The following is a 25860-nucleotide window of genomic DNA, read 5'->3' on the forward strand; positions in this document are numbered from 1 at the left end:
ACGTGTTACTCACCCGTCTGCCACTGACAYCCGAAGRTGCCCGTTCGACTTGCATGTGTTAAGCCTGCCGCCAGCGTTCGCTCTGAGCCAGGATCAAACTCTCAAGTTGAAGAGTTGATCTCAGCTGATCACAACATAAACGGAGTGCTCACATCCGTAGCTTCAAGCGTTTCCGCTCAAAGCACGGTGAGCTTCCGAAACGTCGGTCCAGCTTCATCTCTTACGGTCCAGCTCTCGCCAGACCCGCAAGGACGTAAATAAGCCGCCCGCGTTTCTCTTTCTCGTATGATTCACTTGTCAAATAGCAGCGGTCACACCCGAAGGTCYAACCCTTCGCCAAAGACGCGCCAGCAGCCCGGTTGCCCGGCMCMTCCAGCCCACCCTTCAGCGATGAAGTCCGCAGCGCGGGATCACCCGGCGCCGGCRGTCCGCGGCGTCTAGAGCCGGCGAACCGTTCTGTCAACCGACCCAGTCAAGCGCCACAGCNCGATGAAGTCCGCAGCGCGGGATCACCCGGCGCCGGCRGTCCGCGGCGTCTAGAGCCGGCGAACCGTTCTGTCAACCGACCCAGTCAAGCGCCACAGCACCCGGATCAACCGACACCCCGGAACCAGAAGGACAGCGATCGCCCGATCCAGTCACCCGGATCAGCTCCGCTCACCAACAATCCCGAAGACCGTCGAAGCTCTCGGCCACCAAGCGGTGGACCGCGGCGCCCCGTCGGTGAAATTGGGTATAAGGGGCGTCACACGAGGCGTCAATCGGAAAAACGCAGGGAAATCGAAAACGCCCGCTACGGGGCTGCGGAACGGGCTGCAGAGGCCCTCCGCATGCGCGGTATCCTCCTCCAGACACGGTCGATGCGAGCGCCCGTTCCAGGTTGGCCGCGAACGACGTTGTTGCGTGCGTTGTCGGTGTCCGCTCCGCGCCCGGCCCATCGATGTCTGCCGCCTCGCAAACGAAGGATCTGCGATTTTTTTGAGCCGAGCCTCCGCGAAAATCGCTCTGACGCTTCCATGCCCCTGGCGAGGGCGGATGGAAGCCGCCCCGATCAGGGAGATGCGACATGAACAAGGTGATGATCTTCGTGCTCGTCAGTGCCGGCCTTTTCGGCGCCGCCCCCTCGGCCCTCGCCCAGGAGACAGCCCCGCAACCTGCCAACCAGGAATTCCTCGGCGTCGATCTCGACAATGGCGGCGTCTACTACAACGGGCGCAATTCAGGCCGGTACTGCGTCTACCGCACCGTCGAGGTGTTCAACCGCTATACCGGCTATGTCGAGGCCCGCCGCCTGCGCCGCTGCGGCCGCGGCCTCTACCTGCCGTAGGGAGTGCTGCGATGCTGGCTGCAATCTCACCGCTCCACCTCGCCGCCCTCGGCCTCATCCTCACGCTGTTTGCCGGGGGCTGAGCGCCGCGATGCCGGACCTGTCTCGAGGCCGGCCCCATCCGTCATCCGGTGCGCGGGACCGCTCGCCTCGGAGGGGCGGACGGGCCTACCGGGCGACATTGTTTCCCAGACACCGAGCGGCTACCCCTGGGCGGCGTCCGAGAGCGGGCGCGCCCCGCTCCAAGGATGACAGCCTCGGTCCGCGAACCGAGAGGAGGACGATCCGCATGCCGAGACAGGCCCCGGTGATCGCTGCGCGCCGATTTCTCCGTGGAGCCGCGCTCCTCCTGGCCGCCTGCCTCGCCCTCCCCGCGTGGGCCCAAGCGGCGCCCGAGGCGGCGCCCTTCGGCGACAACGCCGACTCGGTCGCGGTGGTGATCGGCAACCGCAGCTACAAGCAGACGGTGCCGGTCGATTATGCCCACAACGACGCCGAGGCGATCCGCGCCTATCTCATCGAGCGCTTGGGCTACCGCGACAGCAACGTCTTCATCCTGAAGGACGCGACGCTCAACGAGTTCAACCAAGTCTTCGGCACCGAGCGCAATCCGCAATCGGGCCGGCTCTGGCGCACCGCGCGCGAAGGCCGCTCGAACGTGTTCGTGTACTATTCCGGCCACGGCGTGCCGGACCTGACGACGCGGCAACCCTTCCTGCTTCCCGAAGACGGCAACCCGAACCAGGGCGAGAGCGGCTATTCCCTCGAAACCCTCTACCGCAACCTCGACCTCGTGAAGCGCAAGATCGGGCCCGAGCGCCAGCTCGTGGTGATGGTCGATGCCTGCTTCACCGGCGAGACGGGCCGCAAGGGCGAGAGCCTGCTTGCGGTCTCAGCGCCGGGCTTTGCCCCGGCCCGGCCGAAGGCGGAGAGCGGCATCGTGCGCCTCGTCGCCACTTCGGGCGCGACGCCTGCGAACTGGGACGAGACGAACAAGCTCGGCCTGATGACGAGCCGCTTCCTGATGGGCGTTTCGGGCCTGGCCGACGCCAAGGATGGAGCCGGCAACGGCGATGGGCTGGTTCAGTGGCCGGAGCTGAAAGGCTATCTGCGTCGCGAGGTCGAGGAGGCGGCGCGGCGCGCCTCGGGCCGGGAGCAGGTGCCGGAGATCGACGACGCGCCGATCGTGGTGAAGGCCTCGCTTCCCGTCGCGGCGGTGGCCGGTGGCGTCGCGGCAATCCGCGACGAGGCGGCGTGGCGCCGGGCGGAAAGCCTCGGCACCCGCGAGGCTTTTGAAGCCTATGTCGGCACCTGCGGCGAGGCCTGCGCCTACCGCTCGCAGGCGATGGACCGGCTGCTTGCCGGCCGCAAGCGCGATGCGGCGGCGATCGACCAGGAGAACTGGGCCAAGTTCGGCGCGCAACGGCAGTATCAAGCTTATCTCGATTCCTGCGGCGATACGTGCGCCTATCGCAGCCTCGCGGAGGGCTATCTCGGTGGCGCCAATCCGAGCACCGATCCGCGGGTGAAGCTTTGCGATGAGCTCGCCGCCGGCACCGATGATCCCGACCGGCCGAACGGCGTGCCGGGGGTGAAACTCGGGCGGATCGAGGCCTCCGCCGCCATCGAAGCCTGCCGCGGGGCGTCGGCTGCTTATCCGCAACTGCGCCGCCTCAGCTACCAGCTCGGCCGCGCCTATGACCGGGCCGACCGCTCCAAAGAAGCGTTTGCCGCCTATGACCGGGCGGCCAAGGCCGGCAGCGTCTCGGCGATGAACAACCTCGCCACGCTCTACGAGAACGGCCAGGGGGTGAAGCGCGGGCAGGCCGAGGCCTTCCGGCTCTACCGGCAGGCGGGCGAAGGCGGCAACGTGGTGGCGCTCGCCAACGCCGCGCGGATGCTCGAATACGGCAACGGCATCCCCAAGAACGAGGCGGAGGCGGTCGCGCTCTACAAGCGCGCGGTGGAAGGCGGCGACGTGCCCTCGATCTCGAAGCTGGTGCCGCATTACGCCACCGGCGCCTATGGCTTCCCGAAGGATCTGCGCCAGGGTTTCGACCTGTTCCGGCAGGCGGCCGATAAGGGCGATCCCGTCGCCATGGCGACGATGGCGACGCTGATCGACAACGGTTTCGGCCGCTACTTTCCGGGCGTGCGCTCCACCGACATGGTGCTGCGGGCGCTGAAGCGGGGCGAACTCGGCGCGGCCTCGGTCTCGGCCACCGACACGGCGGCGCAGAAGCTGAAGCCGGAGACGATCCGCACCGTGCAGCGCACGGTCAAGGAAGCGGATTACTACTCGGGCGCCCTCGATGGCCGCTTCAACCCCGTCTTCGTCCGCGCCCTCGATCAGTACGCCCGGGCGAACGAGGCGGAATGAGGCTCCTCCTCGCCGCCCTGCTGCTTCTCCCCGCGGTCGCCCGCGCCGATCCGACGACCGCCACGCTCAAGCCTTTCCTCGATGCGTTGGCGGCCTGCGCCGGGCGGCCCGACCTGACGCTGGCCGTGGTCGGCGTCGAGCCGGGTCAGACGGCGCTCTCGCGCGAGCAGGCCGAGGAGGTGCGCCTCGCGGTCGAGAGCCGGCTCCAGGCGACGGGTCGTGTGCGGCTCGCCGCCGCCGCCGACGTGGCGCGGATCAAGGCCCTGCGCGAGGGCACCACCGGATTGTCGGGGGCGGGGGCCGAGGCGCAGATCCGCGCGGCCTTCTCGGGCGATGCGAGCGTGTTCCTGGTGGAGCCGCGCCGGGCCGGCGAGACCGCGGCCCTGCGGCTTCAGGCGATCACCCGCAACGCCGCCTGCAAGGCGACGAGCGAGCCGCTGATCCTGCCGATCCGCGTCGGGGCCGGCGTCGCCGACATCGACGCGGTGATGGAGGGCGCGGTGAAGGCCTTCGCCGGGGCCGCGCCGCATGCGAACGCCATCGAGGTCTGTCCCTTCGTGGCGGAGGGGGGCCACTCGACCTGCGCCGGCGCGCTGACCGATCGCCTCGTCATCGCCCTCGACGCCGAGGCGCGCTCGGCCAACCGCATCCTGAAGGGCGCGCGGCTCGATGTGCGCCGCCGCCCGCCCGGCACCGCCTGCTCCGGCGCAATCACCGCGCGCGGGCGCTTCCTCACCGATCAGAGCCGGCAATCCTGGATGGAGCTGGAATTCCAGCGCGACGGCGCGGTGCTCGCCCCGACCGGGCGGCGGCGCATCGGCATCGAGGGGCTCGGCTGTGATCCGACCACGCGGCCCTTCCTCGACCATCTGGCGGCCACCGCCCGCACCGATGCCGGGCGCCTCACGGTCGCGGCCACCGCCACCCCGTTCACGGCCGGGCAGCGCCTGGAAATGCGCATCGAGGCCCGCGCCCGGCAGAATCTCTATTGCTGGGTGGTCGCGCCCGACGAGACCGCCTTCGTCGCCCTACCGGTGCGCGGCAACGCCGCCTCCGCCGCGCCGCTCAAACCCGGCGAGGCGAAGCGCTACCCGCGCGGCTACGGCCTCGACGAAATCGTGGCGGGCGAGCCGTTCGAGAACCTGTTCGCCTGTTTCGGCGTCGAAGGCGGTCTGCCGCCGGAACTCGCCGCGCGCTGGCTCGCGGCGGCGCCGGGCGCGGAGGGCGAAGCGAAACTGCTCCAGCCCCCCGACGTGCTCGATCTCCTCGAGAAGATCCGGGCGACGCCCGGCATCACCGAGGCGACCGCGCGGATCGTGGTGCGGTGACGCGGCGTCTCCCTGCTCCTCCGAACACCCGCCGATTCCGCTCTGCGCGTCCCATGAGGGAAGCGATGCCCCGAGCGGCGCGGGAGGGTGACGGATGTTCGGGCTCGGGCTATCGATACGGCGATGCGCGCCGGTTCATCACGTCGGGCGCCCGCTCGCGGCGCACGCCGTGCGCGCGCATCGGCCCGGATGCCGGCAGCCGCCGGCCCGCGCCGATGCTCCGAGGAGGCGCATGATCGGCGGATACGACGAGCGCTGTGCGGCCGATCTGGCCGCCGTCTGCGACGGCCGCGACCTCTCCCGCGAGGATCGCGCTTGGCTCGCCCGAGTCGTCACCGGCGCCGTGCGCCCGAACCGCGACAAGCCGCTCTGGGACCTCGCCCACGCGCTCACCGCCCTGGCCCAGGCAACGGGTGCGCAGAACGGGCGTGACCTCGTCACCCTGGCACTCGATCCCGGCCTCGCCACCGCCGCCACGGTCTCGGCGCGCTTCGCCGAGACCGTGGCGGCCGATGCCCGCGGTCCGGTCTTCGGCGAGGTGTGGCGCACGAGCTGGGCCGGCCTCGCGCGGCTGCTCGCTTTGGCCGAGTTCGTGCTGACGGCCGAGGATCTGGCGCAGTTCGCCGCCGTCACGGGCTGGCTCGACGAGCTCGCCGCCGCACCCGATGCCGAGGGCGCCGCGTTTCTGGCAAAGCGCCTCGCCCGCCATCTCTCCGCCTACCGCAACGCCCACCTGCCGCTGGCACCGCTGGAGCGCCGCTTCCGCGCGATCCTCGGCTTCCTGGGGGGGCGCAAAAATTTTAGCGACGACGACATCCTCGCCTTCTGGCGCAATGAGATGGAGGCGGGCGAGCGGCCGGGCTTTCGCACAATCGCCGAGCATTTCGTGACCTTCGAGGCGGGCGCGCATCTGGTGGGCGGCCTGGACGGGCTGTCCGCGCCGGTCTCCCTCGACGCACATGCGGGTTGGGAGGAACGGCTCGACGCGGCACTCGGCGATCTTGCTGCCGCCGAACCGGCCGAGGCCCTGGCGGCCCTGCTCGCCGATTGGCCGGAGGGCCCAAAAATCCTCACCGGGGCCGAGCGCGAGGATCTGGCCGACTTCCTGCGCCTGGAGCCGTTCCACCGCACCCGGCCGCTAACGACTTTGCGGGCGGCGAGCTTCGGGCGGGTGCAATCGGGCATCGCCAACCGCCTGCGCCGAGGCGGCGGCGGGGCCGACGTTACCGAGCGGGCGACCTGTGTCGAGGCTGAGAGCTACACGTCGTTGCAAGAGCGGGCCGTCGCGCTCGCCGCCCATCTCGCGCGGATGCTGCGCATCGCGGCGGCCCTGCGCATCGCCGAGCGCGACGGGCTCACCCCGGAGGTGCGTGCCGCGCTGGATGCGGCGGAAGCGGATCTGCGCCGGGTGCGCCGGGCCGGCTTCGAGGACCGCGCCGCCCTCAATGCGGGCTTTGCCGCCGCGCAAGCCGCGCTCCTGCGCCTCACCGAAGAGGCCGCCCGGCTCGAACGAGCGCTCGCGGGCCTCGCCCGGCAGCGCCCGCTCGACGCGGCCTTCGCGGCGGATCGCTCCGTTTTCGCGGCGGCCTTCGCGGCAGCCTATGCCGAGGAGGCGGCGGCGTGAGCGACGACGCCCGACTGCTCGCCGAACTCCACGCCGCCCGCGCGCTGATACGGGCGCAGGCGCCTGCGCTCCGGCCGGGCCACGCTGCCCTTTGGGCCCATGCCAACCGGGAGCCCGGCGGCCCCGTCGATCTCGCGGTGGTCCGGGCGATCCGCTCCGATCCCGAGACCGCGCGGCGCTACCGCACCCTGCTCGGCGCGCAAGCCGTGGCCTACGCGCCCCTCGCCGCGGCGGCCTCGGACGGAGGGCTGACGCGGCGCCGGGTCGGCCCGTTCGCGCTGGAAATCCTGGAGGGCACGCCGCCGCTCCTGATCCTGCGCGGACCGGATGGGGGAATGCCGCGGCGGATCGAGGCGTGGCTCGGCGACGAGACGGTGCGGCTCGACCTTGGCTCGCCGGTCGATGGCGCGATCCTGCTCGCCCTCGATCCATCCGTGCCGGAGGCCGACCAACTCGGCCGGATGCTGCGCGACCCGGCCTGCGCGGTGTTCCTGTTGTGACGAGACCGGTCGTGCCCCAGCGGATCACGCGCGCATGACCGGGCTCGCGATCCTCGTCGTGATCCCGACCACGCGGGGGCCGCTCCGTCTGCGGTCGTTGAACCCGCGCCCCGGCCTGCCGGCGCCCGCCGCCTTCGCCGACGGTGACTACCGCCCCCTGCCCTGGTCGGCGGATTATGCCCGGCTCTGCGCACCGGGCGGTCCCGTCGCCCGGCTCGGCGGTGAGGCGGGCGGACCGCACGAACTGCGCCTGTCGGGCTCGTTCGATGCCGGCCGCTCCTGGGAGGTGCCGGTCTGTCTCGCCCACGGCCTCGCCGCCCGCGGCCACCGCTTCGTCGCGGAGCCGGCAGAGGCCGACCTGATCCTCTGGGCGACCGGGGCCGTCGATCTCGACCTCGCGGTGCTGCCCGGCGATTACGCGCTTCTCGACAAGATCGAGCGCTCCCGCACCCTGCTCGCCGAGGCGCCGGACGTGCCCCTCGCGGTTCTGCTGCCGGAGGGTCCGGAGCGGGAACCGGCCGCGGCGGCCTTCCACGCCCTCGGGCGGAAAGAGGCGCCCCGCCTCCTGCCGGGCGAGACCGTACAGGCGGCGGTCGAGGCACTGACCCAGCCAAACCAGATGAACGCATCGGAGCCGCAGCGACGCGCCCGCCGTCTCGCCCTGCCGGCGGGCGCCGCCGCGGCCGTCGTCCTCGTCGCGCTCGGCGGGTTCTTCGCCCTCGGGGCCCGGCAGGCTCCGGTCGTCGGTTCGGGGAACGACCCGGCGGCCGGCACCGCATCGGTGGAACCCGCTCCCGTGGCCGCTCCTGTGGCCGAGATCGCACCGCCCTCCCCTCCCCCGGCCGAGGCGCCGGCCGCGATCCGCGTGGAGGAATTGCGGGCGCCGCCCGGCTCGTCCTGCCGCCGCGTGGCCTTCGGTGCCGAGCAGCCCGAGCGCCGTCCCGTCACGCCGGAGAGCGGAGACCGCCTCGCGCCGACCCGGCTCGTGCCCGAGCTGTGCGGGCTTGCCATCGCGGCGGCACCGGGGCTGCGGCTCGAAATCGGGCCGGAGCTGCGCGCCGCCGCCCTCCCCCCGGTTCGGCTCGCGGACGGCGCGCAAGGCTACTTCCTGCGCGAGGGCAGCCGACAGAACCTCGTCTACGCGGTCCAGGCTCGACCGGAGCCGGGTGCCGCCCGGCCCGGCGGCCGGATCGTCCACGCTCTGACGCGCTGATGGCGGAGCCGCCCCGATGATGTTCGACCCTGCCGAGAGCCGCGCGCCGACGATGCTGACGCAGAGGAGGGAGACGATGACCCCAATCCGCTGGAGACGCCGGGCCGCCGGCCTGCTGATCGCCCTCTGCGCAGCGGGGCCCGCGCGGGCCCAGAGCGTCGGCTTCGACCCTGCCGATTACGGCCGGGCGCAGCTTCCGCTTCGCCAGACGACCGGCGACGCGGCGGCCTATGTCGATCAGAACAAGGGCGCCTTCGAGCCGATCAGTGAACTCGACCCGACGGACGGGCTCGCCGCGCTGGCCCGGCCGATCGGCCGCGTCGACATCGTTCTGCGCAACACCCGCACCGGCCAGCAGGTCGGCGCCTCCTGCACCGGGGCGCTGCTGCCCGGCGATTACGTGCTGACCAACCACCATTGCCTGCCGCAATCGGGCGACCTCACGCCGGTCAAGGCCTCGATCCTGATGGATTTCCTGACGCTGGACGGCAAAGGCGCGCGCCGCTTCGAGATCGATTCGAAGCCGGTCGAGCACGATGCCCGCCTCGATTACGCGCTGGCCCGCGTCGCCGGAAATCCGAGTGCCACCTACGGCACCGTCCGCCTCTCGGGCGAGGCGGTGGTGGGCAACCGCTCGATGCTCGTGATCCACCACCCCCTCGGGCGGCCCAAGGTGATGAGCCGCTTCCGCTGCTTCGCGATGACGGATCAGGCCGAGGGGCCGGATCTGCGCCACCGCTGCGACACGCTCGGCGGCTCCTCCGGCTCGCTGATGTTCGACGCCTCCGTTGCAGGCATCGCCCTGCATAAGGAGGGGGGCCTCGACCCCAAAGACCCGTCGAGCTTCAACAAGGCCACGCGCCTTTCGGCCATCCTCGGGCGCAGCCCCATCCTCGCCGAGATCGCCGCCGGCCAGGGCCGACCGGTCGCCGCCGCCTCGCCCGCCGGAGACACGCCGCCCAAAGCGAGCACGGCGCCCTCCGCCAAACCCGCCGCCCCGCCCGCCGACGGGCCGCTCGACCCTGCGGGCATGAACGCGATCCTGCGCGGGCGCTGAGGCGGCACCCTGCGCAGTTGCGATATGATGGCACTCGGCTAGGATGATGGCACTCTCGTCGTTCCACGGAGTGCAGCCGCTGGCGTCGATCACCATCCGCAACGTGCCCGACGAAGTGCACCGCGCGTTGCGCAGCCGCGCCGCGCAGCACGGGCGCAGCACCGAGGCCGAAATCCGCGCCATTCTCGAGCAGGCGGCCAAGCCAGAGGGCCGGCTGAAGCTCGGCACGCTCCTGTCCGCCATCGCCCGCGAGGCCGGCGGCCTGAGCGAGACCGAAGTGCAAGCGTTCGATCGGATCCGCGACAGGGTGCCGCCCGAACCGATACGGTTCGAGTGATCGTCCTCGACACCAATGTCCTGTCCGAGTTGTGGCGGGCCGTGCCCGATCCCAACGTCGTGGCCTGGGTCGATGCGCAAGCGATCGAGACCCTCTATCTCACCGCCGTCACCGTCGCCGAACTCCGCTTCGGTCTGGCGATGATGCCTCCGGGCAAAAGGCGGGACATCTTTCAGGATCGGCTGGAGCGCGAGGTTCTTTCCGCTTTCGCCGGCCGCGTGCTGCCGTTCGATCTCGACGCGTCGCGACACTACGCCGACTTCATGGCCCGTGCCCGCGCCGCGGGAAAAGCCATCGGCATGGCGGACGGCACGATCGCCGCAGCCGCCGCAGTCCGGGGCTTCAGCGTCGCGACGCGGGATACGAGCCCATTCGAGGCCGCCGGAATCAGCGTTATCGATCCGTGGCGGGCCGGGGGCTAACCGGGGCGCCACCTCACGCGTTCGCGCTTTTTTCGTGAGCAGACGGCAAAAACCGTTCTGCGCGATCCAGGGATGAGTGGGACGGGGCCGCGGCAAGGCCTGTGAGATGGAGACGAACGCCATGGAGGCCATCGAGGGGACAGCCGGGCCGGCGCGCGGCGCAGGCGGAACGGCCGGGAGCGCCGCGCCGGCATGGCGGCGGTGTCTCGGTGTGATGCTGGCGGCGGGCGCGATCCTCGCCCTTGCACCTGCCCACGCCAACCCGCTGACCGAGGTGCCGGGCACCCGCCCGCCCGCCGCCGAGGCGGAGGCGCCGCCGGCCCGTGACGAGGCCGCCGAGCAGGCCGAGGCCGGGGCGGTGAACCCGTCCGCGAACGCGATCATCCGCTCGCTCGCCCCCTTCGCCGACGGCAATCCGGGCCGTCCCGCCGCGCCGGTCGCGGTCTCCCCCGGCGATGGCGGCCCGAGCCTGCGGGTCGATCCCGCCCGCTCGGTCGATCTCACCGTGTTCTTCGCCTACGACAGCGCCCGCCTGACGCCGGAGGCGCGGGTTCAGCTCGAACCGCTGGGCCAAGCGCTGCAATCCCGCGATCTGGCCGGCCACGGCTTCCTCATTGCCGGGCACACCGATGCGGCCGGCGGGCTGGGCTACAACCGGCGCCTGTCGCTCGCCCGCGCCCGGGCGGTGAAGGCCCATCTCGCCGAGGCCTACGGCATCGATCCGAGCCGCCTGCGCATCCATGGCTGGGGCCCGTCCCGGCCGAAGGATCCGGCTCAGCCCTTCGCGCGAATCAACCGGCGGGTCGAGGTCAGCCTGATCGCGCCGGCGCGAAGCGGCGCCCTGCGCTTCATCCTGCCCGCCGCCGCGGAGGGCTGCGGGGCGGGCGGGCTCGACGATCCCCGCCGCCACGCCCCGCTCGACCTCGACGATTTTAGCGCAGCGCCGACGCCGCTGCCCTGCACCGAATGACCCTCGCGACATCACCGCCGACACACAGGATGCTTCCGATGCTGCGCGCACCCGCCCGAACGCTCGCCACCTTCGCCCTGATCGGCGGCGCCCTTATCGGCCTCGCCGTGCCGGTGGCGGCGCAGACCCGGCCCAACATCGTCGTGATGGGCGAGGATGCCGACGAGGATTCGGTGCCCCGCGGCAACCGCATCTTCCAGCGGGTGATCGCCGAACTCTCCGAGACGATGAACCTGCGCGGCTACAACGTCTACGACGAGACCGCGGTGGCGATGGGGATCACCCAGGCCAACCGGGTCCGCCGCCGCGACGCGGAGCTGATCGAGGTTGCCCGCGCGGTCCAGAATCCGCCGCTCGACGTGGTGGCGGTGTTCCAAGTCTACGCCGCGGCCTCGAAATCGGGCTATTCCGACATCGTGCGGCCGGAGGTGCGCATTCCCGGCCGGCTCCTCAACGTGCGCACCGGGCAATCGCTCGGCGCCTTCGAGGTGGCGGGGCTGCAACTCCCGCCCCTGCCCCAGGGCTGCGACCGGGAATGCCTGCTCGAACGGGTGGGCGCCGAGGCCAAAAGCATCGCCGCCGACGTCGCCACCGCGCTCACGGCCAAGCTCGACGGCGTGATCGCCCCCCGCCGCGGCGCCGATGCCGGTGCACCCGCCAACACCCTTCCGAACGCTTTGGCCGGCGCCGAGCCCCCGCCCGCGGCGACGGGGGAATCCTGCGGTGGCCTGCCGACGGCCTATGTCGTGCGCCTCAGCGGATTCTCAGCCCAGGAGGTGCAGGCGGCGGAGGAGTACATGGCCGCCTTCCGCTGCTACGAGCACCACCGCCCCGTGCGCGCCTCCGGCGCTACCGCCGAGTATTGGTACGAGACCCGCTCCGACTCGGCACGGCTCGGCCGCAACCTGCGCCTGATGCTGGAGCATATGAGCGCGCCGGGGCAGGTCCAGTTCTCCGGCAACACCTTCGTCGTCAGCCGCGTCGCCACCCGTTGACCCCGGCGCCGGACATGGCCGAGGCAGCCTCGCAGGCGGGCTGGCAGCGCATCGGGGCCGCAGTCGAGCGCGTCGCCGCCGAGGCGGCGATCCCGGTGCAGACCATCGCGCACGCCCACGGCCTCGTCGCCCACGCAGCCGGGCGCTGGCCGGCACCCGACGCCGTCCAGCCCGGCTACTGGCCGACGCTGTGCCTCACATGGCCGGCCATTGAGATCGAGATCCACGACGACCGGTTCGAACTCTATCGGTTCGGGCCCGGCGCCACGCAGATCCGCGAAGGGCGCTGCGGCCCGGACGCCCCCGCCGCCGAGACCCTCGACGCGCTTCTGCACGCCGCCTTCGGAGAAACCCCATGACCGATCGCAACCCGCTGTGCCGCTTCCTCGCCGGCCTCGTTCCCGGCCGGTGGGCCCGGCGCGGCCTGCTCGCCGGGCTGATGGCATCCTCCGTGCCGGTCCTCGCGGCCGAACCGGTCTTCCCGCCCGCCGGCTCGCTCGGCCTCGCGCCGCCACCGGGCATGAAGCCGGCCGCGAGCTTTTCGGGGTTCGAGCACCGCTCCGGCGCCTCGATCGTCCTCGTGGAGATGCCGCCGGAGGCCTGGAACCAGATCAACGGGAAGTTCACCCCCGAGGCCCTGGCGCCCTCCGGCTTCCGGGTGAAGGGCGGCCCTGAGCCGCTGACCGTGGCGGGCGGCGAGGGCTTCGTCCTGCGCGGGACGCAGGGCGCTAACGGACTCACCTACACCAAGTGGGTCGCCGTGGTGCGCGGCGCCCCCGGCACCGGCCTCGTCACCGTGCAGGTGCCCGAGACGGCCGCCAAGCAGGTGCCGGCCCCGGCTGTCGAGGCGGCCCTGCGCACGATCGCGTTCAGGCCCAAGGCGAGCCTCGCCGATCAGGTCGCTTCCCTTCCCTACAGCGTCGGCGACACCGCCGGCTTCCGCCCGATGGGGGTGTTCGCCGGCAACGGCCTCATCCTGACGGAGGGACCGAAGGACGTCGATCCCGAGCGCGAGCAGCCGGTGATCATCGTCGCGCCCTCGCTGGGTCAGGCGCCGGTGCCGGCGGGGGCGGAGGTCGCCTATTCCCGCCGGATCTTCACCGCGCAGAAGGATCTAAAGGACGTGGCGATCACCGACGAGGCGCGCAGCACCCGCGGCGACGCCGTGGTGGTGCGCCTGCGCGGCACCGGCACCGATACCAGGACCGGGCGGACGCTCGGCATGACCCAGACGGTGGTGTTCGAAGGCGGGCGCTACATGCGCGTGATCGGCTTCGCCGATGCCGGCCGAGCCGACGCGCTGGCCCGCGCCGAGCGCGTCGCCGCTTCGGTCGCGATGCGCTGAGCCTTCGTGCCGCGATCCCCCGTTCGCATCGTTCAGACCGAGAGCGCTTCCGTGAACCACGCCCATTCGATCCCCCGGCCGGGTCTTCGGTCACGCGGCCTGATCCTGCTGGCAATCCTTGCGGCCGCCCCAGGCACCGCATGGGCGCAGGATCGCGAGGCGTCCGCGAAGAACGAGTGCCGGCGCACGCCCTCGCTCTCCGAAGGGCCGGCCCTCGGCTTCGGGCGGATCACCGCGACGGGCCGGACCGCCTTCGTCAAGGACGGGCTGGAGAAACGGGGCTGCCCCGACGCCAGCGCGGAATGCCGCGAGCGGGCCTATCTGGTGACCGGCGATCCCGTGATCCTGGGCGAGCGCCGCGGCGGTTATCTCTGCGCCAGCTACCGCGGCGCGAAGGGCGATCTGGCCCGGACCGGCTGGATCCCGGCCGATGCCGTGGCGGCCGAGCCGCCGGCCCCGGTCACGCTCGACGACTGGCTCGGCATCTGGACCCAGGCGGAAGGCCGCATTCAGGTGAAGCGGGGGAATAAGCCCGGCACGCTCTCGATCGCGGGTGACGCGACTTGGGGCGCGGGCAGCCCGGAGCAAGTGGCGCGCGGCAGCGTCCATCTCGGCGAGATGTCCGGCACGGTCACGCCGAAGGGCGACAGCGCCAGCTTCGCCATGGGCGATAAAGGCACCCTGCCTGTCGAGAAGGGTGACGAAACCACGTGCAAGGTCTGGCTGCGCCGCTTCGGCCCCTGGCTCGTGGTGGAGGACAACCTCGCCTGCGGCGGCCTGAACGTCAGCTTCCGCGGCGTCTACCGGCGCGAATCGTGAGGGGGCGCAAGCGATGGCGGAACACGCGCGGGAAGCCCTTCGCCGCCCGGGCGCGGCGGAGCGAGACATGATCCGGCGCGCCCTCCTCGTCGCCCTCGCCGCCGGGCCGGCGCTCGCGGCCTGCTCCTTCCCGCCGACGACGATGACGCCCGCGGCCGTCGAGGCCTTTCTCGAAACGCCGCTCCCGCCCGGCCGCCGCGACCTGCGAACCTATACCGAGGCGGGCATCGACCGGCTGGTCCTGCTGCGCCTCGACGCGCCGGAGGCGGAGGCCGCCGCCTTCGCCGCCCACCTCGTGCCGGAGGGTCTCGAAGCCGGCGCCGATCCGGGGCTCGGTTTGCTGAGCACGTCGTTCGACGGCTGGATCGCGGCACCGCCGGAGGGAAGCGCCGGCGGCGAGAGGATGATCGGAGGACGGCGGGCGGTGAAGGTCGTCGTCGCACCGGCCGAACTTGGCTGGCGGCGGGTCTGGGTCGCGAGTTTCACGCTATGAGCCGCGCGCACCGACAGCCCCGACTCCCTCTAAGCGGACCATCAGGGGGTGCAAAATGGACCGGCAAAGACCGCATCGTCCAGGGGGAAACCGGCGCATGATGCTCGTCGTGACCGCCCTCGTCTGGACGCCGGCCCTGCTGTTCGCGCTCGGCTTCGCGCTGGTTCACCTCACCGGCTGCCGGGTGGACGAGGCGAGCGCGCATCCCTGCCTCGTCGCCGGCATCGATATCGGCGGCCTGCTCTATGCGCTGATGATGATGGGCTGGCTGGTCATCTTGGCCCTGCCCTTCATGCTGCTGACGGGCCTGATCTGGCTCGGCATCGGCCTGCGGGCGCTGGCGAGCGCGTGGCTGTCGTGAGGCGGCGGCTAGGCCTTGCCCGCCTCCTGGCGGTTCTCGCCGCGTTTCCCCTCCTCGCGGGCGGCGCCCGGGCCGAGGGGACCGGCTTCGTCGCCGAGCGCGCTTTCCCCCTGGCCGGCGCCTGCTACGGCCGCCACTACGACGCGGATCACATCGCCCGCCATCCGGGGCAGGTCGTGACCGCGATCCACCTCTCCGGCTCGTCCCGCGGCCTGATCGCGACACGGCCCCTGGCCGACCGGATCGACCCCGAACTCGATCTGACGCTGCGCATCGCATTCACCGACGGCGGACAGGCCGAGGGCACGGTCGGCTGCCCCGAGAGCGGCGGGCGCATCCGCCGTTGCGGACGCAGCGCGAGCTGCGCGGGTGATTTCGCCGTCGATCTCCTGCCCGACGGCCGGCTGCGGATCGTCAACGACGACGCGGATTCGCGCATTGCCCAGCCGGCGGTCGCCGAGCCCGGCTTCAGCCCGGACGCCGCGTGCCGGACGAAGGGCCGCTTCGTGCCGCCGGATGCGCAGAACCGGGTCTTCCTCCTCGCCCGGCTGCCCCTCTCCGCCTGCGGGCCGAAGCGGATACGAGACTAACCATGCCCTTCCGCCACCCAGATCTCGGCGCCCCCCAACCACCGCAGCGGCCGGTGTTCCGGTTCAGGGCAGGAATATGCCTCATCGCGGCCCCGCTGCTGGCGGTCCCCGCCGCCGCACAGGATCTCGGGACCGGCATCCTGCAGCACGCTCAGGCGGGCGGGCCCGAAATCGATAGCGGGCCACTCCGCGAGACTACCCGAACATCGCCGAACTCCGAGCCCGGCGAGGCAAACCAGCGCTTGCCCTTCGCCTCCAATCCCGACCTGCGCCGGGCGACGGTAGAGCGGCACCTGCGCAGCTTGCGCACGACGAACCCGATTGCGGCGGCCGAGGCCGGGCGGGAACTCGCCAAACACGATTACAACGGGATTTTCCGCGGCTTCCTCGATGGCACCGGGCTCGATCCGGCGGATGCCGGCGACGTGCTCACCGCTTTCATCGTCCTGCAATGGATGGTCGCCAACGACGCCACCGCAGAGCCGAGCCCGGCGGCGCTCCAGGCGATCCGCCGCCGGTTCGTGATGCCGATGGCGGCCAAGCCGCCGCTGTCGCAGCCCGCGAGCCGGGCCGCCTTCGCCGAACAGGTCAAGCTGCGCGCGGTGCTCCACCATGCGGGCTGGAAAGCAGCCCGACAGCTCGGCGTGCTGCCCCGCTTCCTCGCCACCCTCCCGGACGCGTTCATCCCCGCCACCAAGCTGCAGGCTCTGGCGCTGACCGAGGCCGGGCTGGTGGCGAAAGGTCAGGCGCAGGGACGGGCAGTCGCCCGGCCCTCCCCGCCGATGGCTTCGACGGACGCGGCCCCACCCGCCGCCGATCCCCGGCCGGCCCAGCCGCCCGCCCCCGGAGCGGCGCCGGACGCCTCGGGCCCGCCGCGCCACGCCGCCAACTGGGATGCGGTCGAGGGCGTGTATTTCCGCTCCACCACCGGTTTCGGCGTCGGCGGCATGATGACCATCGATTTCGAGCCGCTGATCTTCCTGCGCGACGGCACCTATTACGAGATCGGCGACACGGCGCTCGAAGACGTCGACCTCGCCGCCGAGCGGACGGCCCGGCCCCGGAGCTTCGGACACTGGAAACGCGCGGGCGGCAGCTTCGTGCTGACGGATTCGCGGGGCGCCTCGAACGACTACAAACTCGGCGACGGCAGTTTCTTCCGGGCCTTTCCGGCCGCTGCGGGCGAGAGCGTCGCGCGCTCCTACCGGCGCCTGTCGGGCGGCGGCAACAGCGCCATGGGCGGCGACGTCACGATCGCGGTGGAGAGCCGCTACGACTTCAAGGCGGACGGACGCTACGGGCGCGGCGGCTCGGTCGGCGCCGTCAATTCCGGGGCGAGCATCGGCGTCGGCACGTCGCTCGGCCGGCGCCGCGCCCCCGAGGGCGGCCAGTACCGCCTCGACCATCACACCCTCACCCTGACCGGTGCGGACGGACGCAGCCGGCGCCTGTTCTTCGCCTACAGCTCGCAGAAGGAGCCGCCCGAGGCCGATCGCGACATGATCTTTGTCGGCGACAGCGTGTTCTCCTCGAACGACTGAGCCGCGCTCGGGAGGCGCCAGACGCTTGCGCCGCCTCGCCCGATCGCAGAAGGACGGCCGCGCGACCTTCCCTGCCACCGCGACCGAGGCCCGATCCCGTGAAGAGCGTGAACCTGCTGATCGCCGAGGAACTCGGTGCGCGCGAGGGGCAGGTGGCGGCCGCCGTGGACCTGCTCGACGGCGGCTACACCGTCCCGTTCATCGCCCGCTACCGCAAGGAGGCGACGGGCTCGCTGGACGACGCCCAGCTCCGCACCCTGGAAGAGCGGCTGGGCTACCTGCGCGAGCTGCGCGACCGGCGTGCCAGCGTCACCGAGAGCATCCGCGCCCAGGGCAAGCTGACGCCGGAACTCGCCGCCGCCATCGCCGCCGCCGACACCAAGGCGCGGCTGGAGGACATCTACCTGCCGTTCCGGCCGAAGCGCCGCAGCAAGGCCCAGACCGCCCGCGAGGCCGGGCTCGCGCCGTTGGCCGAGACGCTGCTCACCCGGCCGGAGACCGCGCCGGAGCGAGCGGCGCAAGGCTTCGTGGACGCGGCCAAGGGCATCGAGACCGCCGAGGCCGCCTTGGAGGGCGCCCGCGCGATCCTGATCGAGCGCTTTGCCGAGGATGCCGACCTGATCGGCCGGCTGCGCGAGGATTTTTGGCGCGGCGGCGAGGCAGTGGCGAAGGTGCGCAAGGGCAAGGAGACGACGGGCCAGAAATTCTCCGACTACTTCGATTGGCGCGAGCGCCTGGAGCGCATGCCCTCGCACCGGGTGCTGGCGGTGTTCCGCGGCGAGAAGGAGGAGGTGCTCGACCTCGCTTTCGCCGCCGAGGGCGAGGATTCCGCACCCGGCGTGCCGGGGCCGTTCGAACTCGCCGTCTGCCGCCGGTTCGGCGTCTCCGCGCGGGGCCGGCCGGCGGATGCGTGGCTGCTCGACACCGTTCGCATCGCCTGGCGCACCAAGATCCGCACCGGCATCAAGGCCGATCTGCGCGCGCGCCTGTTCGAGCGGGCGGAGGAGGCGGCGGTGAAGGTGTTCGCCGGCAACCTCAAGGATCTCCTGCTCGCCGCCCCCGCGGGCGGGCGGGCGACACTCGGGCTCGATCCCGGCTACCGCAACGGCGTGAAGGCGGCGGTGGTCGACCGCACCGGCAAGGTCGTGGCCGTCGAGACCACCTATCCGCACGAGCCGCAGCGGCGCTGGAAGGAGGCGGTGGCCTCGCTCTCCCGGCTCTGCCGCGGGCACGGCGTCGAACTGATCGCCATCGGCAACGGCACCGCCTCGCGCGAGACCGACCGGCTCGCCACCGAGATCCTGGCCGCCAACCCCGATTTGAAGATGGCCAAGGTCACGGTGTCGGAGGCCGGCGCTTCAGTTTATTCGGCCTCGGCCATCGCGACTCGTGAATTGCCCGATCTCGACGTGTCGCATCGCGGCGCCGTCTCCATCGCCCGGCGCCTGCAGGACCCGCTGGCGGAACTGGTGAAGATCGACCCGAAATCCATCGGCGTCGGCCAGTATCAGCACGATGTCACCGAGCAGAAGCTGTCGCGCTCGCTCCAAGCGGTGGTCGAGGACGCGGTGAACGCGGTCGGCGTCGATGTGAACACTGCCTCCGGCCCCCTACTCGCCCAGGTCTCGGGCCTCGGCGCGTCGGTGGCGGACAAGATCGTGGCCCATCGCGACGCCAACGGCCCGTTCCGCACCCGCGCCGGGTTGAAGAAGGTGCCGGGCCTCGGCGCCAAGACCTTCGAGCTGGCAGCGGGCTTCCTGCGCATCCCCGATGGCGAGGATCCGCTCGACCGTTCCGGCGTCCACCCCGAGGCCTATCCCGTGGTGCGGCGCATCCTGGAGGCGACGAAGAGCGACATCCGCGTGCTGATCGGCAATGAAGCGGCCCTGCGCCCGCTTTCGCCCGCCGCCTTCGCCGACGAACGCTTCGGCGTGCCGACCGTACGCGACATCATCGCCGAGCTGGAAAAGCCCGGCCGCGACCCGCGCCCGGCCTTCAAGACGGCGAGCTTCCAAGAGGGCGTCGAGACGATCGGCGACCTCAAGCCGGGAATGCAGTTGGAGGGCGTCGTCACCAACGTCGCGGCCTTCGGCGCCTTCGTCGATATCGGCGTGCATCAGGACGGGCTCGTCCACATCTCGGCGATGGCCCGCAAGCGCATCGCCTCGCCCTCCGAGGTGGTGAAGACCGGCGACGTGGTGCGTGTGCTGGTTTTGTCGGTCGATGCGCCGCGCAAGCGCATCGCGCTGTCGATGCGGCTCGACGATCCGATCGAGGGCACGACAGCCTCGCCGCCGCGCGGAAACGCCCCCCGCCCCGAGGCGCAGCCCCGGCGCCCCGCGCCCGCAGCCCCGCCGCAGGATGGGGCGCTGGCCGACGCGCTCCGGCGTGCCGGCGTCTCGTCGCCTAAGCGTTCCTGAGGGACAAGCGCACGATCTGCCCACGGTCGGGGGCCGGCGTTTCACGGCGCGGGACCTCCGGGACCGTCGCCGACCGTTGAGCCGGCTGCCGCAGCGCGTCGGCCGCCTCACGCTGGGAACGCGCATCCCGACCAGCCGACAGGGCCTGCCCCGTGAGCGTGAGGGCGGGCGTCTGCCCGGTCGGATTCCAGCTCTTGAACCGGCACAGCACGACATAGTCCTGGATCGTGATCAGATCCGCATCCACCAGTGCCAGGGCCTCTTCGCATGTCTCGATGAGATCGGGATTCAAGGCCTGCTCCATCGCCAAAACAAACCTCAAAGAAATTATATGAGAGAAAATATCAACCTAAGATGCTGGCATGGGATCGAGCCGGATCGTCTGGGAAGGCGAGGGGCGGCTTGGATGCGGTGAAGCGAAGCGGGCGGGCAGCCCCTCGTGCAGGCCGTCCCCAGATTCGCCGCTTTTTTCGGTTTCCTGCGCGGCACAAGGCGCGGGTCTCACCCGCCCGCTGTGCCGCGCCGACGTTCGCTGGCGAGGCGGCGCTCGTACGGCGGGCGCTTCCGGTGCGTCGGTGTCCGGCCCGCATCGTTCACCGATGGAGCCTACCGAACCGTGATCCGCTTCGAGAACGTCACCAAGGTCTATTCCACCTATGGTCGGCGGCGCACTATCCTCGACCGGGTGAACTTCACTCTGAAGCCCGGCATCAGCTACGGCATCATGGGGATCAACGGTGCCGGCAAATCGACCACCATGAAGCTCATTGCCGGCGTCGAGGAACCGACCCGGGGCCGCATCTCCCGGGGTCTTCGCGTCTCCTGGCCGCTGGGCTTCGCAGGCGGCTTTAACTACAAGATGTCGGGCAGAGACAACGTCATCTTCGTCGCCCGGATCTACGGGGAGGATCCGCGGCGCGTGCTCGAATTCGTCGAGGATTTTTCCGAACTCGGCAGCTACCTCAACATGCCGGTCAGCACTTATTCGTCCGGTATGGGCTCGCGGCTCGCCTTCGGGATGAGCATGGCGATTCCCTTCGACACCTACCTCATCGACGAAACGCTCTCGGTGGGTGATGCGCGCTTCCAGAAGCGCTGCGCCGAGGTATTCAACAAGCGGCGCGAGACCGCGGACGTGATCCTGATCTCCCACACCATGGAGCAGATCCGCGAGTATTGCAGTCAGGCGCTGATCCTGATCAACGGGCAAGCGGTGGTCTACGACGACGTCGATGAGGCGATTACGGCCTACCGGCGCCTGAACAGCTAAAGGGGCGCCGGGCCGCACGATGGCGGCCTCCGGCTTATCGAGGCTCGGACACGCTTTCGCCGCGAGGGCGGGCCAGAGCTACGGGCGTGCGATCCGTCGCCGCCCATGATGCGGCGCGGCTGACCGTGCGAGGCGTGCGAGCACCGAAGACCATGAGCACCGAGATCAGCAGTCCGAGCAGCGCACCGCTGACCACCGCCGACCGTTCGACGGCCGTCACGGAATCGCTCAAGCGGTTCGCCCGCATCGCGCGCCAATCCGACCACAAGAAGGGCATTCGCGCCTATCAGACGCATATCCGGCGCGATCCCTGGATCCCCGTCTTCTTCGTGCTCCTGTTCCTGCTGCCGACGCTGGTCACCGCCGGCTATTTCTACCTCATCGCCTCGGACCGCTACATCACCGAGGCACGCTTTGCCCTGCGCCCGGCGCTCGGCAACGTCGATAAGGTCCAGAGCGAAGACACGGGCAACAACAGCTCCCTGTCCAAGCAGATGATCGCCCAGGACACGCTGATCACGACGAGCTACATCGCCAGCCGGCAGATGATCGAGACCATGGAGCGGCAGATGCCGCTCCGCGAGATGTTCTCGCGGGACGGCATCGACTTCTTCTCGCGCTTCGACGCCGACGAGCCGATCGAGCGGTTCATGCGCTACTGGCACAAGCGCGTGACGACCTCGGTCGATTCCAATGGCGGCATCATCAGCCTGAAGGTCGCCGCCTTCGATCCGCAGGAATCCTACACGCTGACCCGCGCGCTTCTCGACGAGAGCGAGCGCATGGTGAACGAACTCAGCCTCAAGGCGCGCAACGCCGCGCTGGCCGAGAGCAGCCGCGAACTCAAGAACGCCGAGGAGCGCCTGCTCACCGTCCAGCGCGCCATGCGCGACCTGCGCAACCGTGCCGGCATTCTCGACGCGCAATCGGCCAACAAGAACAACCTGTTGGTCATCGCGGAACTGCGCAAGAAGCGCATCGACCTTTCGGTGCAGCTCAACCAGAGCCTGCGCGATCTCGCGCCGGAGCGGCGTCCGATCCAGGATTTGAAGGCGCAGATCCAAGATCTCGATGACAACATCGAGAAGATCGAGCGGCAGATGACCAGCACCGACCCCGATCAGCGGCGCCTGCTGTCGGAGGCGATGACGGAATTCGAGGGGCTGGAGAACGAGCGCAAGAACGCGCTCCTCTATCACAACAAGGTGTTGGCCGCGAGCGAGCAGGCCCGCATCGTCGCCAACCGGCAAATCGAGTTCTTCACGCCCGTGGTCAATCCGGTCGTGCCGACATCGGCGATCGAGCCGCGCAAACACCTGATCACGAGCATCGTCGCGCTCGTGGCCATGGCGGTGTTCGGCTTCAGCGTCCTGATCCGGAAGTATCTCTACAGCTAAACCTGCGGACTCAGGCGATCTCGCCGGGCGGACGGCGGGTCGGCGGCGAGGCGGTGGGATCGGCCGGCGTACCCGGCTCGGGCGCGAGAGCGGGATCGGGCACCGGCGAGGGCGTTGCGGTCGCGCGCGGCTCACCCGCGGTGCCGCCGGTCCAGCCCTGCGCCCGCCAGCCCTCGGCGCGCTCGTCGAGATCGACCGCGCCGCCGCGCTGCATCAGGGCGATGACGCGGTCGGCGACCTCCCCCTCCGCCCGCACGGTGACCACGGTGCCGCCGCGCCGAATGCCCTCGGCATAAGTCTCGGCATCGGCGCCGCTCAGGCCCGCGCCGGTCAAGGCGCCGATCAGGCCGCCCGCGGCCGCTCCCACCCCGGCCCCCGACAGGGCTGCGACGAGCCAGCCCGCCGCGATCACCGGTCCGGCGCCGGGGATCGCGAGCAGCCCAAGGCTCGCGAGCAAGCCCGCGCCGCCGCCGAGGACGGTGCCGACCGTCGCACCCGCTCCCGCCCCTTCGGCCGCCGAACTCTCATGCTCGCTTGCCGAGCCATGGCCCGGCGCCGCCGGCTCGCCCGCGGCCCCACCGGCCAAGGCACCGGCCGCTCGATCCCCGCCGTTCAGCGAGACGATGCCGATATCGGATTGCGGCACGCCCGCCGCCTCGATGCGATCGATGACGCGGGCGGCGGCGTCCTGGTTGTCGAACAGGGCGGTGACGGCGCGTGCTGCCATGGTCGTTCCTCTCATCTGCTGTGGGGTCGGCCAGCCGTCACTCGGCGGCGACGTTGCCCCGGAAATCCATGCCGACGTTCAGCGTGCGGCCCGCATGCTCGGCCCGCCCGCGCCAGATGCCCTGCCCGTCGAGCTTCAGGTCGGCGACGTCGGCAAAGCCCATCTCGGCGAACCGCGCGCGCACCTGCGCGGCGGTGAAGCTGTTGGCGCCCGGCTCGAGCCGCCCGCCCACGGCCCCATGCGCCTTCTCCGCCGGTGTCACGGCGGGCGCCATGGGCTCCGGCGCGGCACGGACCGCCGTCGATGCCAGCATGGCGAGGAGGAGAAGGGGAAGGGCGCGCATGGCTCACAGGCTCGTCCGCAGGGGCTCGGCCGTTCGCCGGGCCGGTTGCCTGACCAAGCCCCGTCACCGGCCGAGGTTCCGTCCCGAGGCGGGCGTTGTCGGGGCCGGCGTTAACGCATCGCTAACCCTGTACCCGGCAAATCCTGCCGGGTGCGGTCCTGCGGGTGGCCCGCGCGATTCGACTTCGGGGATTCGGCGCGATGAGCGAAACGGCCAGGGCCGTTCCAGCGGGAGCAGGCGGGCTTGGTGCCCTGTCGTCCCTGCGCATGCCGAACCGGGCGAGCTTCCAGGCGCTCTCAAAGCGCTCGGACCTTTTCTTCGCCACTGCGGTGATGGGCATCCTCGTGGTGCTGATCTTCCCGCTGCCGGCCTTCCTGCTCGACATGTTGCTCGCGGTCTCGATCATCCTCTCGGTGTTGATCATGATGACCGGGCTGTTCATCGACAACCCGCTCGAATTCACCGTCTTCCCGACGCTGCTGCTGGTTGCGACCTTGCTGCGGCTCGCGCTCAACCTCGCCTCGACCCGGCTGATCCTCGGCCATGGCCACGAGGGCACGGCGGCGGCGGGCCACGTCATCGAGGCCTTCGGGCACTTCGTGATGGGCGGCAACTTCGTGATCGGGATCATCGTGTTCGCGATTCTGATCATCGTGAACTTCGTCGTCATCACCAAGGGCTCGGGCCGCATCGCCGAGGTGGCCGCGCGCTTCACCCTCGACGCCATGCCCGGCAAGCAGATGGCGATCGACGCCGACCTCTCGGCCGGGCTGATCGACGAGAAGGTGGCCAAGGCCCGCCGCTCGGCGTTGGAGGAGGAATCCTCGTTCTTCGGCGCCATGGACGGCGCGTCGAAATTCGTGCGCGGCGACGCGGTGGCCGCGCTCCTCATCACCGGCATCAACGTGGTCGGCGGCATCATCATCGGCGTCGCCCAGCAGGGGCTGGGCTTTGCCGAGGCCGCCAAGACCTACACCCTGCTCACCATCGGCGACGGGCTGGCCTCTCAGGTGCCGGCGCTGATCGTCTCGACCGCGGCCGGCATCCTCGTCTCGAAGGCCGGCGTGAAGGGCGCCGCCGACAAGGCGCTCGGCAAGCAGATGGCGAACTATCCCAAAGCGCTCGGCATGTCGGCCGGCGTCATGATCCTGATCGCGCTGCTGCCCGGCATGCCGATGCTGCCCTTCCTCGCCCTCGGCGGCGCCTCCGGCTACGCGGCGTGGCGCATCGCCAAGACGCAGCGCGAGACCCCGCCCGAGGCGGCCGAGGGCACACCCGGCGCCGGCGCTCCCGGCGGCAGCGGGGCACCGGCCGAGGAAACCGTCACCGACCTCCTGAAGCTCGACGACCTCAAGCTGGAAATGGGCTACGCGCTCCTCGCCCTCGTCAACGGCGAGGGTCAGGACCGGCTCACCGACCAGATCAAGGCCCTGCGCCGCCAGCTCGCGGCGGAACTCGGCATCGTCATGCCCTCGGTGCGCATCCTCGACAATGTGAGCCTGGAGGCCAATACCTACGTGGTGCGGGTGAAGGAGATCGAGGCCGGCACGGGCCAGGTCTTCCCCGGCCAGTTCATGGCGATGGACCCGATGGGCGGCCAGGTGCAGCTCCCCGGCCAACACCTGCTGGAGCCGACCTTCGGCCTCCCCGCGACCTGGGTCGATGCCGGCTTGCGCGATCAGGCCCAGCTCAAAGGCTACACCGTGGTCGATGCGGCCACCGTGATCTCGACGCACCTGACCGAACTGATCAAGGCCCACGTCTCGGAACTCCTGAACCACGTCGAGGTGCAGAAGCTGCTGCGCGAACTGCCCAAGGAGCACACCGAACTCCTCAAGGAAGTGGTGCCCTCGCAGATCGCCACCACCGGCATCCAGCGGGTGCTGCAACTGCTGCTCACCGAACGGGTCTCGGTGCGCGACCTCGGCTCCATCGTCGAGGGCATCGCCGAAGTCGCCGGCCACGTGAAGAATCCGCGCGACATCGTCGAGCATGTCCGCGCCCGGCTCGGCCGCCAGATCTGCGCGCAGTACCAGGGCCCAGACGGAACGCTGCCGATCATCACCCTGTCGCCGGCCTGGGAGCAGGCCTTCCTCGAATCGATCGTCGGCGAGCGCGAGGAGCGCTACCTCGCGATGCAGCCCTCGAAGCTCACCGAGTTCGTCAACACAGTGCGCGACCGCTTCGAGCAGGCGGCCCGCATGGGCGAGATGCCGGTGCTCGTCACCTCCGTGCAGGCCCGGCCGTTCGTGCGCTCGATCATCGAGCGCTTCCGCCGCGAGACCCCGGTGATGAGCCAGGCGGAGATTCATTCCCGCGCGCGGCTGCGGACGGTCGGATCGGTGTGAGGGCGTAACGCCCGCTCTCACGCGGGCGATGACAGCGCGACGAGAGGTTTGTG

General features: G+C 70.9%; 25 protein-coding genes and 1 rRNA gene. 22 read left to right on the forward strand and 4 right to left on the reverse strand.

Annotated elements, in window-relative coordinates:
• Window positions 1-109: ribosomal RNA gene (locus tag ASF53_RS15880) — 16S ribosomal RNA — on the reverse strand; the annotation flags it as partial.
• A gap of 957 nt (window positions 110-1066) precedes the next feature.
• Here ASF53_RS15880 and ASF53_RS15885 point away from each other — a divergent pair.
• The 19 genes from ASF53_RS15885 (at window position 1067) to ASF53_RS15975 (ending at window position 19722) form a co-directional block, all read left to right on the forward strand.
• Complete coding sequence (locus ASF53_RS15885) at window positions 1067-1327, forward strand: hypothetical protein (protein WP_056200307.1); 261 nt, start codon at window positions 1067-1069, stop codon at window positions 1325-1327.
• 289 nt (window positions 1328-1616) lie between these two features.
• Entirely contained in the window at window positions 1617-3707 is a 2091-nt protein-coding gene (locus ASF53_RS15890; RefSeq protein ID WP_056200312.1) for a caspase family protein, read from the forward strand.
• Window positions 3704-5035 (forward strand): hypothetical protein, encoded by a 1332-nt coding sequence (locus ASF53_RS15895; protein ID WP_056200316.1) that lies wholly within the window; start codon window positions 3704-3706, stop codon window positions 5033-5035. The genes ASF53_RS15890 and ASF53_RS15895 overlap by 4 nt, the downstream gene beginning before the upstream one ends.
• Window positions 5036-5267: 232 nt before the next feature.
• Entirely contained in the window at window positions 5268-6659 is a 1392-nt protein-coding gene (locus tag ASF53_RS15900; RefSeq protein WP_056200321.1) for a hypothetical protein, read from the forward strand.
• On the forward strand, window positions 6656-7159 hold the full coding sequence (locus ASF53_RS15905) for a hypothetical protein (RefSeq protein WP_056200323.1): 504 nt from the start codon (window positions 6656-6658) through the stop codon (window positions 7157-7159). The genes ASF53_RS15900 and ASF53_RS15905 overlap by 4 nt, the downstream gene beginning before the upstream one ends.
• 34 nt (window positions 7160-7193) lie before the next feature.
• Window positions 7194-8372, forward strand: coding sequence for a hypothetical protein (locus ASF53_RS15910; protein ID WP_056200325.1), 1179 nt, complete (start codon window positions 7194-7196; stop codon window positions 8370-8372).
• Window positions 8373-8388: 16 nt separating this feature from the next.
• Complete coding sequence (locus tag ASF53_RS15915; protein WP_286134488.1) at window positions 8389-9429, forward strand: trypsin-like serine peptidase; 1041 nt, start codon at window positions 8389-8391, stop codon at window positions 9427-9429.
• Between the two features lie 79 nt (window positions 9430-9508).
• On the forward strand, window positions 9509-9766 hold the full coding sequence (locus tag ASF53_RS15920) for a FitA-like ribbon-helix-helix domain-containing protein (protein WP_056200956.1): 258 nt from the start codon (window positions 9509-9511) through the stop codon (window positions 9764-9766).
• Window positions 9763-10188 carry a type II toxin-antitoxin system VapC family toxin gene (locus ASF53_RS15925; RefSeq protein ID WP_056200329.1) on the forward strand — a complete coding sequence of 142 codons (426 nt, stop codon included), beginning with the start codon at window positions 9763-9765 and terminating at the stop codon, window positions 10186-10188. The genes ASF53_RS15920 and ASF53_RS15925 overlap by 4 nt, the downstream gene beginning before the upstream one ends.
• A gap of 106 nt (window positions 10189-10294) precedes the next feature.
• On the forward strand, window positions 10295-11158 hold the full coding sequence (locus ASF53_RS15930; protein WP_286134489.1) for an OmpA family protein: 864 nt from the start codon (window positions 10295-10297) through the stop codon (window positions 11156-11158).
• Window positions 11159-11196: 38 nt separating this feature from the next.
• A complete protein-coding gene (locus ASF53_RS15935; RefSeq protein ID WP_286134490.1) occupies window positions 11197-12153 on the forward strand; it encodes a hypothetical protein in 957 nt (318 codons plus the stop codon).
• A gap of 14 nt (window positions 12154-12167) precedes the next feature.
• Window positions 12168-12512, forward strand: a complete 345-nt coding sequence (locus tag ASF53_RS15940) for a hypothetical protein (RefSeq protein WP_056200336.1) — start codon at window positions 12168-12170, stop codon at window positions 12510-12512.
• Window positions 12509-13498, forward strand: coding sequence for a hypothetical protein (locus tag ASF53_RS15945; protein WP_056200339.1), 990 nt, complete (start codon window positions 12509-12511; stop codon window positions 13496-13498). Before ASF53_RS15940 ends, ASF53_RS15945 begins: the two co-directional genes overlap by 4 nt.
• Before the next feature lie 51 nt (window positions 13499-13549).
• Window positions 13550-14317 (forward strand): hypothetical protein, encoded by a 768-nt coding sequence (locus ASF53_RS15950; protein WP_286134491.1) that lies wholly within the window; start codon window positions 13550-13552, stop codon window positions 14315-14317.
• A 67-nt stretch (window positions 14318-14384) separates the two neighbouring features.
• Window positions 14385-14810, forward strand: a complete 426-nt coding sequence (locus tag ASF53_RS15955) for a hypothetical protein (protein ID WP_056200342.1) — start codon at window positions 14385-14387, stop codon at window positions 14808-14810.
• Between the two features lie 97 nt (window positions 14811-14907).
• The gene (locus tag ASF53_RS15960; RefSeq protein WP_056200346.1) at window positions 14908-15171 is read left to right on the forward strand and encodes a hypothetical protein; all 264 of its coding nucleotides are present in this window, start codon (window positions 14908-14910) and stop codon (window positions 15169-15171) included.
• The gene (locus ASF53_RS15965; protein WP_286134493.1) at window positions 15159-15761 is read left to right on the forward strand and encodes a hypothetical protein; all 603 of its coding nucleotides are present in this window, start codon (window positions 15159-15161) and stop codon (window positions 15759-15761) included. Before ASF53_RS15960 ends, ASF53_RS15965 begins: the two co-directional genes overlap by 13 nt.
• 2 nt (window positions 15762-15763) lie before the next feature.
• The gene (locus ASF53_RS15970; protein WP_286134495.1) at window positions 15764-17302 is read left to right on the forward strand and encodes a hypothetical protein; all 1539 of its coding nucleotides are present in this window, start codon (window positions 15764-15766) and stop codon (window positions 17300-17302) included.
• A gap of 98 nt (window positions 17303-17400) precedes the next feature.
• Window positions 17401-19722, forward strand: a complete 2322-nt coding sequence (locus ASF53_RS15975) for a Tex family protein (RefSeq protein WP_056200350.1) — start codon at window positions 17401-17403, stop codon at window positions 19720-19722.
• Here the strand turns inward: ASF53_RS15975 and ASF53_RS15980 are convergent.
• Window positions 19709-20014, reverse strand: a complete 306-nt coding sequence (locus ASF53_RS15980; RefSeq protein WP_286134496.1) for a hypothetical protein — start codon at window positions 20012-20014, stop codon at window positions 19709-19711. The two genes, ASF53_RS15975 and ASF53_RS15980, sit on opposite strands and share 14 nt — an antisense overlap.
• 324 nt (window positions 20015-20338) lie before the next feature.
• On the opposite strand from ASF53_RS15980, the gene ASF53_RS15985 reads away from it, so the two are divergent.
• Complete coding sequence (locus ASF53_RS15985; protein ID WP_056200354.1) at window positions 20339-20992, forward strand: ABC transporter ATP-binding protein; 654 nt, start codon at window positions 20339-20341, stop codon at window positions 20990-20992.
• Window positions 20993-21144: 152 nt separating this feature from the next.
• On the forward strand, window positions 21145-22389 hold the full coding sequence (locus ASF53_RS15990) for a KpsE/RkpR family capsule polysaccharide export protein (RefSeq protein ID WP_056200357.1): 1245 nt from the start codon (window positions 21145-21147) through the stop codon (window positions 22387-22389).
• Window positions 22390-22399: 10 nt separating this feature from the next.
• Here ASF53_RS15990 and ASF53_RS15995 read toward each other — a convergent pair whose 3' ends face one another.
• Both ASF53_RS15995 and ASF53_RS16000 read right to left on the reverse strand, forming a co-directional pair.
• A complete protein-coding gene (locus ASF53_RS15995; RefSeq protein WP_056200360.1) occupies window positions 22400-23116 on the reverse strand; it encodes a hypothetical protein in 717 nt (238 codons plus the stop codon).
• Window positions 23117-23153: 37 nt separating this feature from the next.
• Window positions 23154-23459 (reverse strand): hypothetical protein, encoded by a 306-nt coding sequence (locus ASF53_RS16000; protein ID WP_056200363.1) that lies wholly within the window; start codon window positions 23457-23459, stop codon window positions 23154-23156.
• A gap of 200 nt (window positions 23460-23659) precedes the next feature.
• Here ASF53_RS16000 and flhA point away from each other — a divergent pair, with 200 nt between their 5' ends.
• Complete coding sequence (gene flhA / locus ASF53_RS16005) at window positions 23660-25807, forward strand: flagellar biosynthesis protein FlhA (protein ID WP_056200366.1); 2148 nt, start codon at window positions 23660-23662, stop codon at window positions 25805-25807.
• Window positions 25808-25860 lie beyond the last annotated feature (53 nt).

The sequence above is a fragment of the Methylobacterium sp. Leaf123 genome, from assembly GCF_001423405.1.
Classification (GTDB): Bacteria; Pseudomonadota; Alphaproteobacteria; order Rhizobiales; family Beijerinckiaceae; genus Methylobacterium.

Coding starts and splice junctions, on each gene's coding strand:
- ASF53_RS15885 (WP_056200307.1), top strand. CDS start 1,067: ATGAACAAGGTGATGATCTTCGTGCTCGTCAGTGCCGGCCTTTTCGGC.
- ASF53_RS15890 (WP_056200312.1), top strand. CDS start 1,617: ATGCCGAGACAGGCCCCGGTGATCGCTGCGCGCCGATTTCTCCGTGGA.
- ASF53_RS15895 (WP_056200316.1), top strand. CDS start 3,704: ATGAGGCTCCTCCTCGCCGCCCTGCTGCTTCTCCCCGCGGTCGCCCGC.
- ASF53_RS15900 (WP_056200321.1), top strand. CDS start 5,268: ATGATCGGCGGATACGACGAGCGCTGTGCGGCCGATCTGGCCGCCGTC.
- ASF53_RS15910 (WP_056200325.1), top strand. CDS start 7,194: ATGACCGGGCTCGCGATCCTCGTCGTGATCCCGACCACGCGGGGGCCG.
- ASF53_RS15915 (WP_286134488.1), top strand. CDS start 8,389: ATGATGTTCGACCCTGCCGAGAGCCGCGCGCCGACGATGCTGACGCAG.
- ASF53_RS15930 (WP_286134489.1), top strand. CDS start 10,295: ATGGAGACGAACGCCATGGAGGCCATCGAGGGGACAGCCGGGCCGGCG.
- ASF53_RS15935 (WP_286134490.1), top strand. CDS start 11,197: ATGCTGCGCGCACCCGCCCGAACGCTCGCCACCTTCGCCCTGATCGGC.
- ASF53_RS15940 (WP_056200336.1), top strand. CDS start 12,168: ATGGCCGAGGCAGCCTCGCAGGCGGGCTGGCAGCGCATCGGGGCCGCA.
- ASF53_RS15945 (WP_056200339.1), top strand. CDS start 12,509: ATGACCGATCGCAACCCGCTGTGCCGCTTCCTCGCCGGCCTCGTTCCC.
- ASF53_RS15955 (WP_056200342.1), top strand. CDS start 14,385: ATGATCCGGCGCGCCCTCCTCGTCGCCCTCGCCGCCGGGCCGGCGCTC.
- ASF53_RS15960 (WP_056200346.1), top strand. CDS start 14,908: ATGATGCTCGTCGTGACCGCCCTCGTCTGGACGCCGGCCCTGCTGTTC.
- ASF53_RS15970 (WP_286134495.1), top strand. CDS start 15,764: ATGCCCTTCCGCCACCCAGATCTCGGCGCCCCCCAACCACCGCAGCGG.
- ASF53_RS15990 (WP_056200357.1), top strand. CDS start 21,145: ATGAGCACCGAGATCAGCAGTCCGAGCAGCGCACCGCTGACCACCGCC.
- ASF53_RS15995 (WP_056200360.1), bottom strand. CDS start 23,116: ATGGCAGCACGCGCCGTCACCGCCCTGTTCGACAACCAGGACGCCGCC.
- ASF53_RS16000 (WP_056200363.1), bottom strand. CDS start 23,459: ATGCGCGCCCTTCCCCTTCTCCTCCTCGCCATGCTGGCATCGACGGCG.
- flhA (WP_056200366.1), top strand. CDS start 23,660: ATGAGCGAAACGGCCAGGGCCGTTCCAGCGGGAGCAGGCGGGCTTGGT.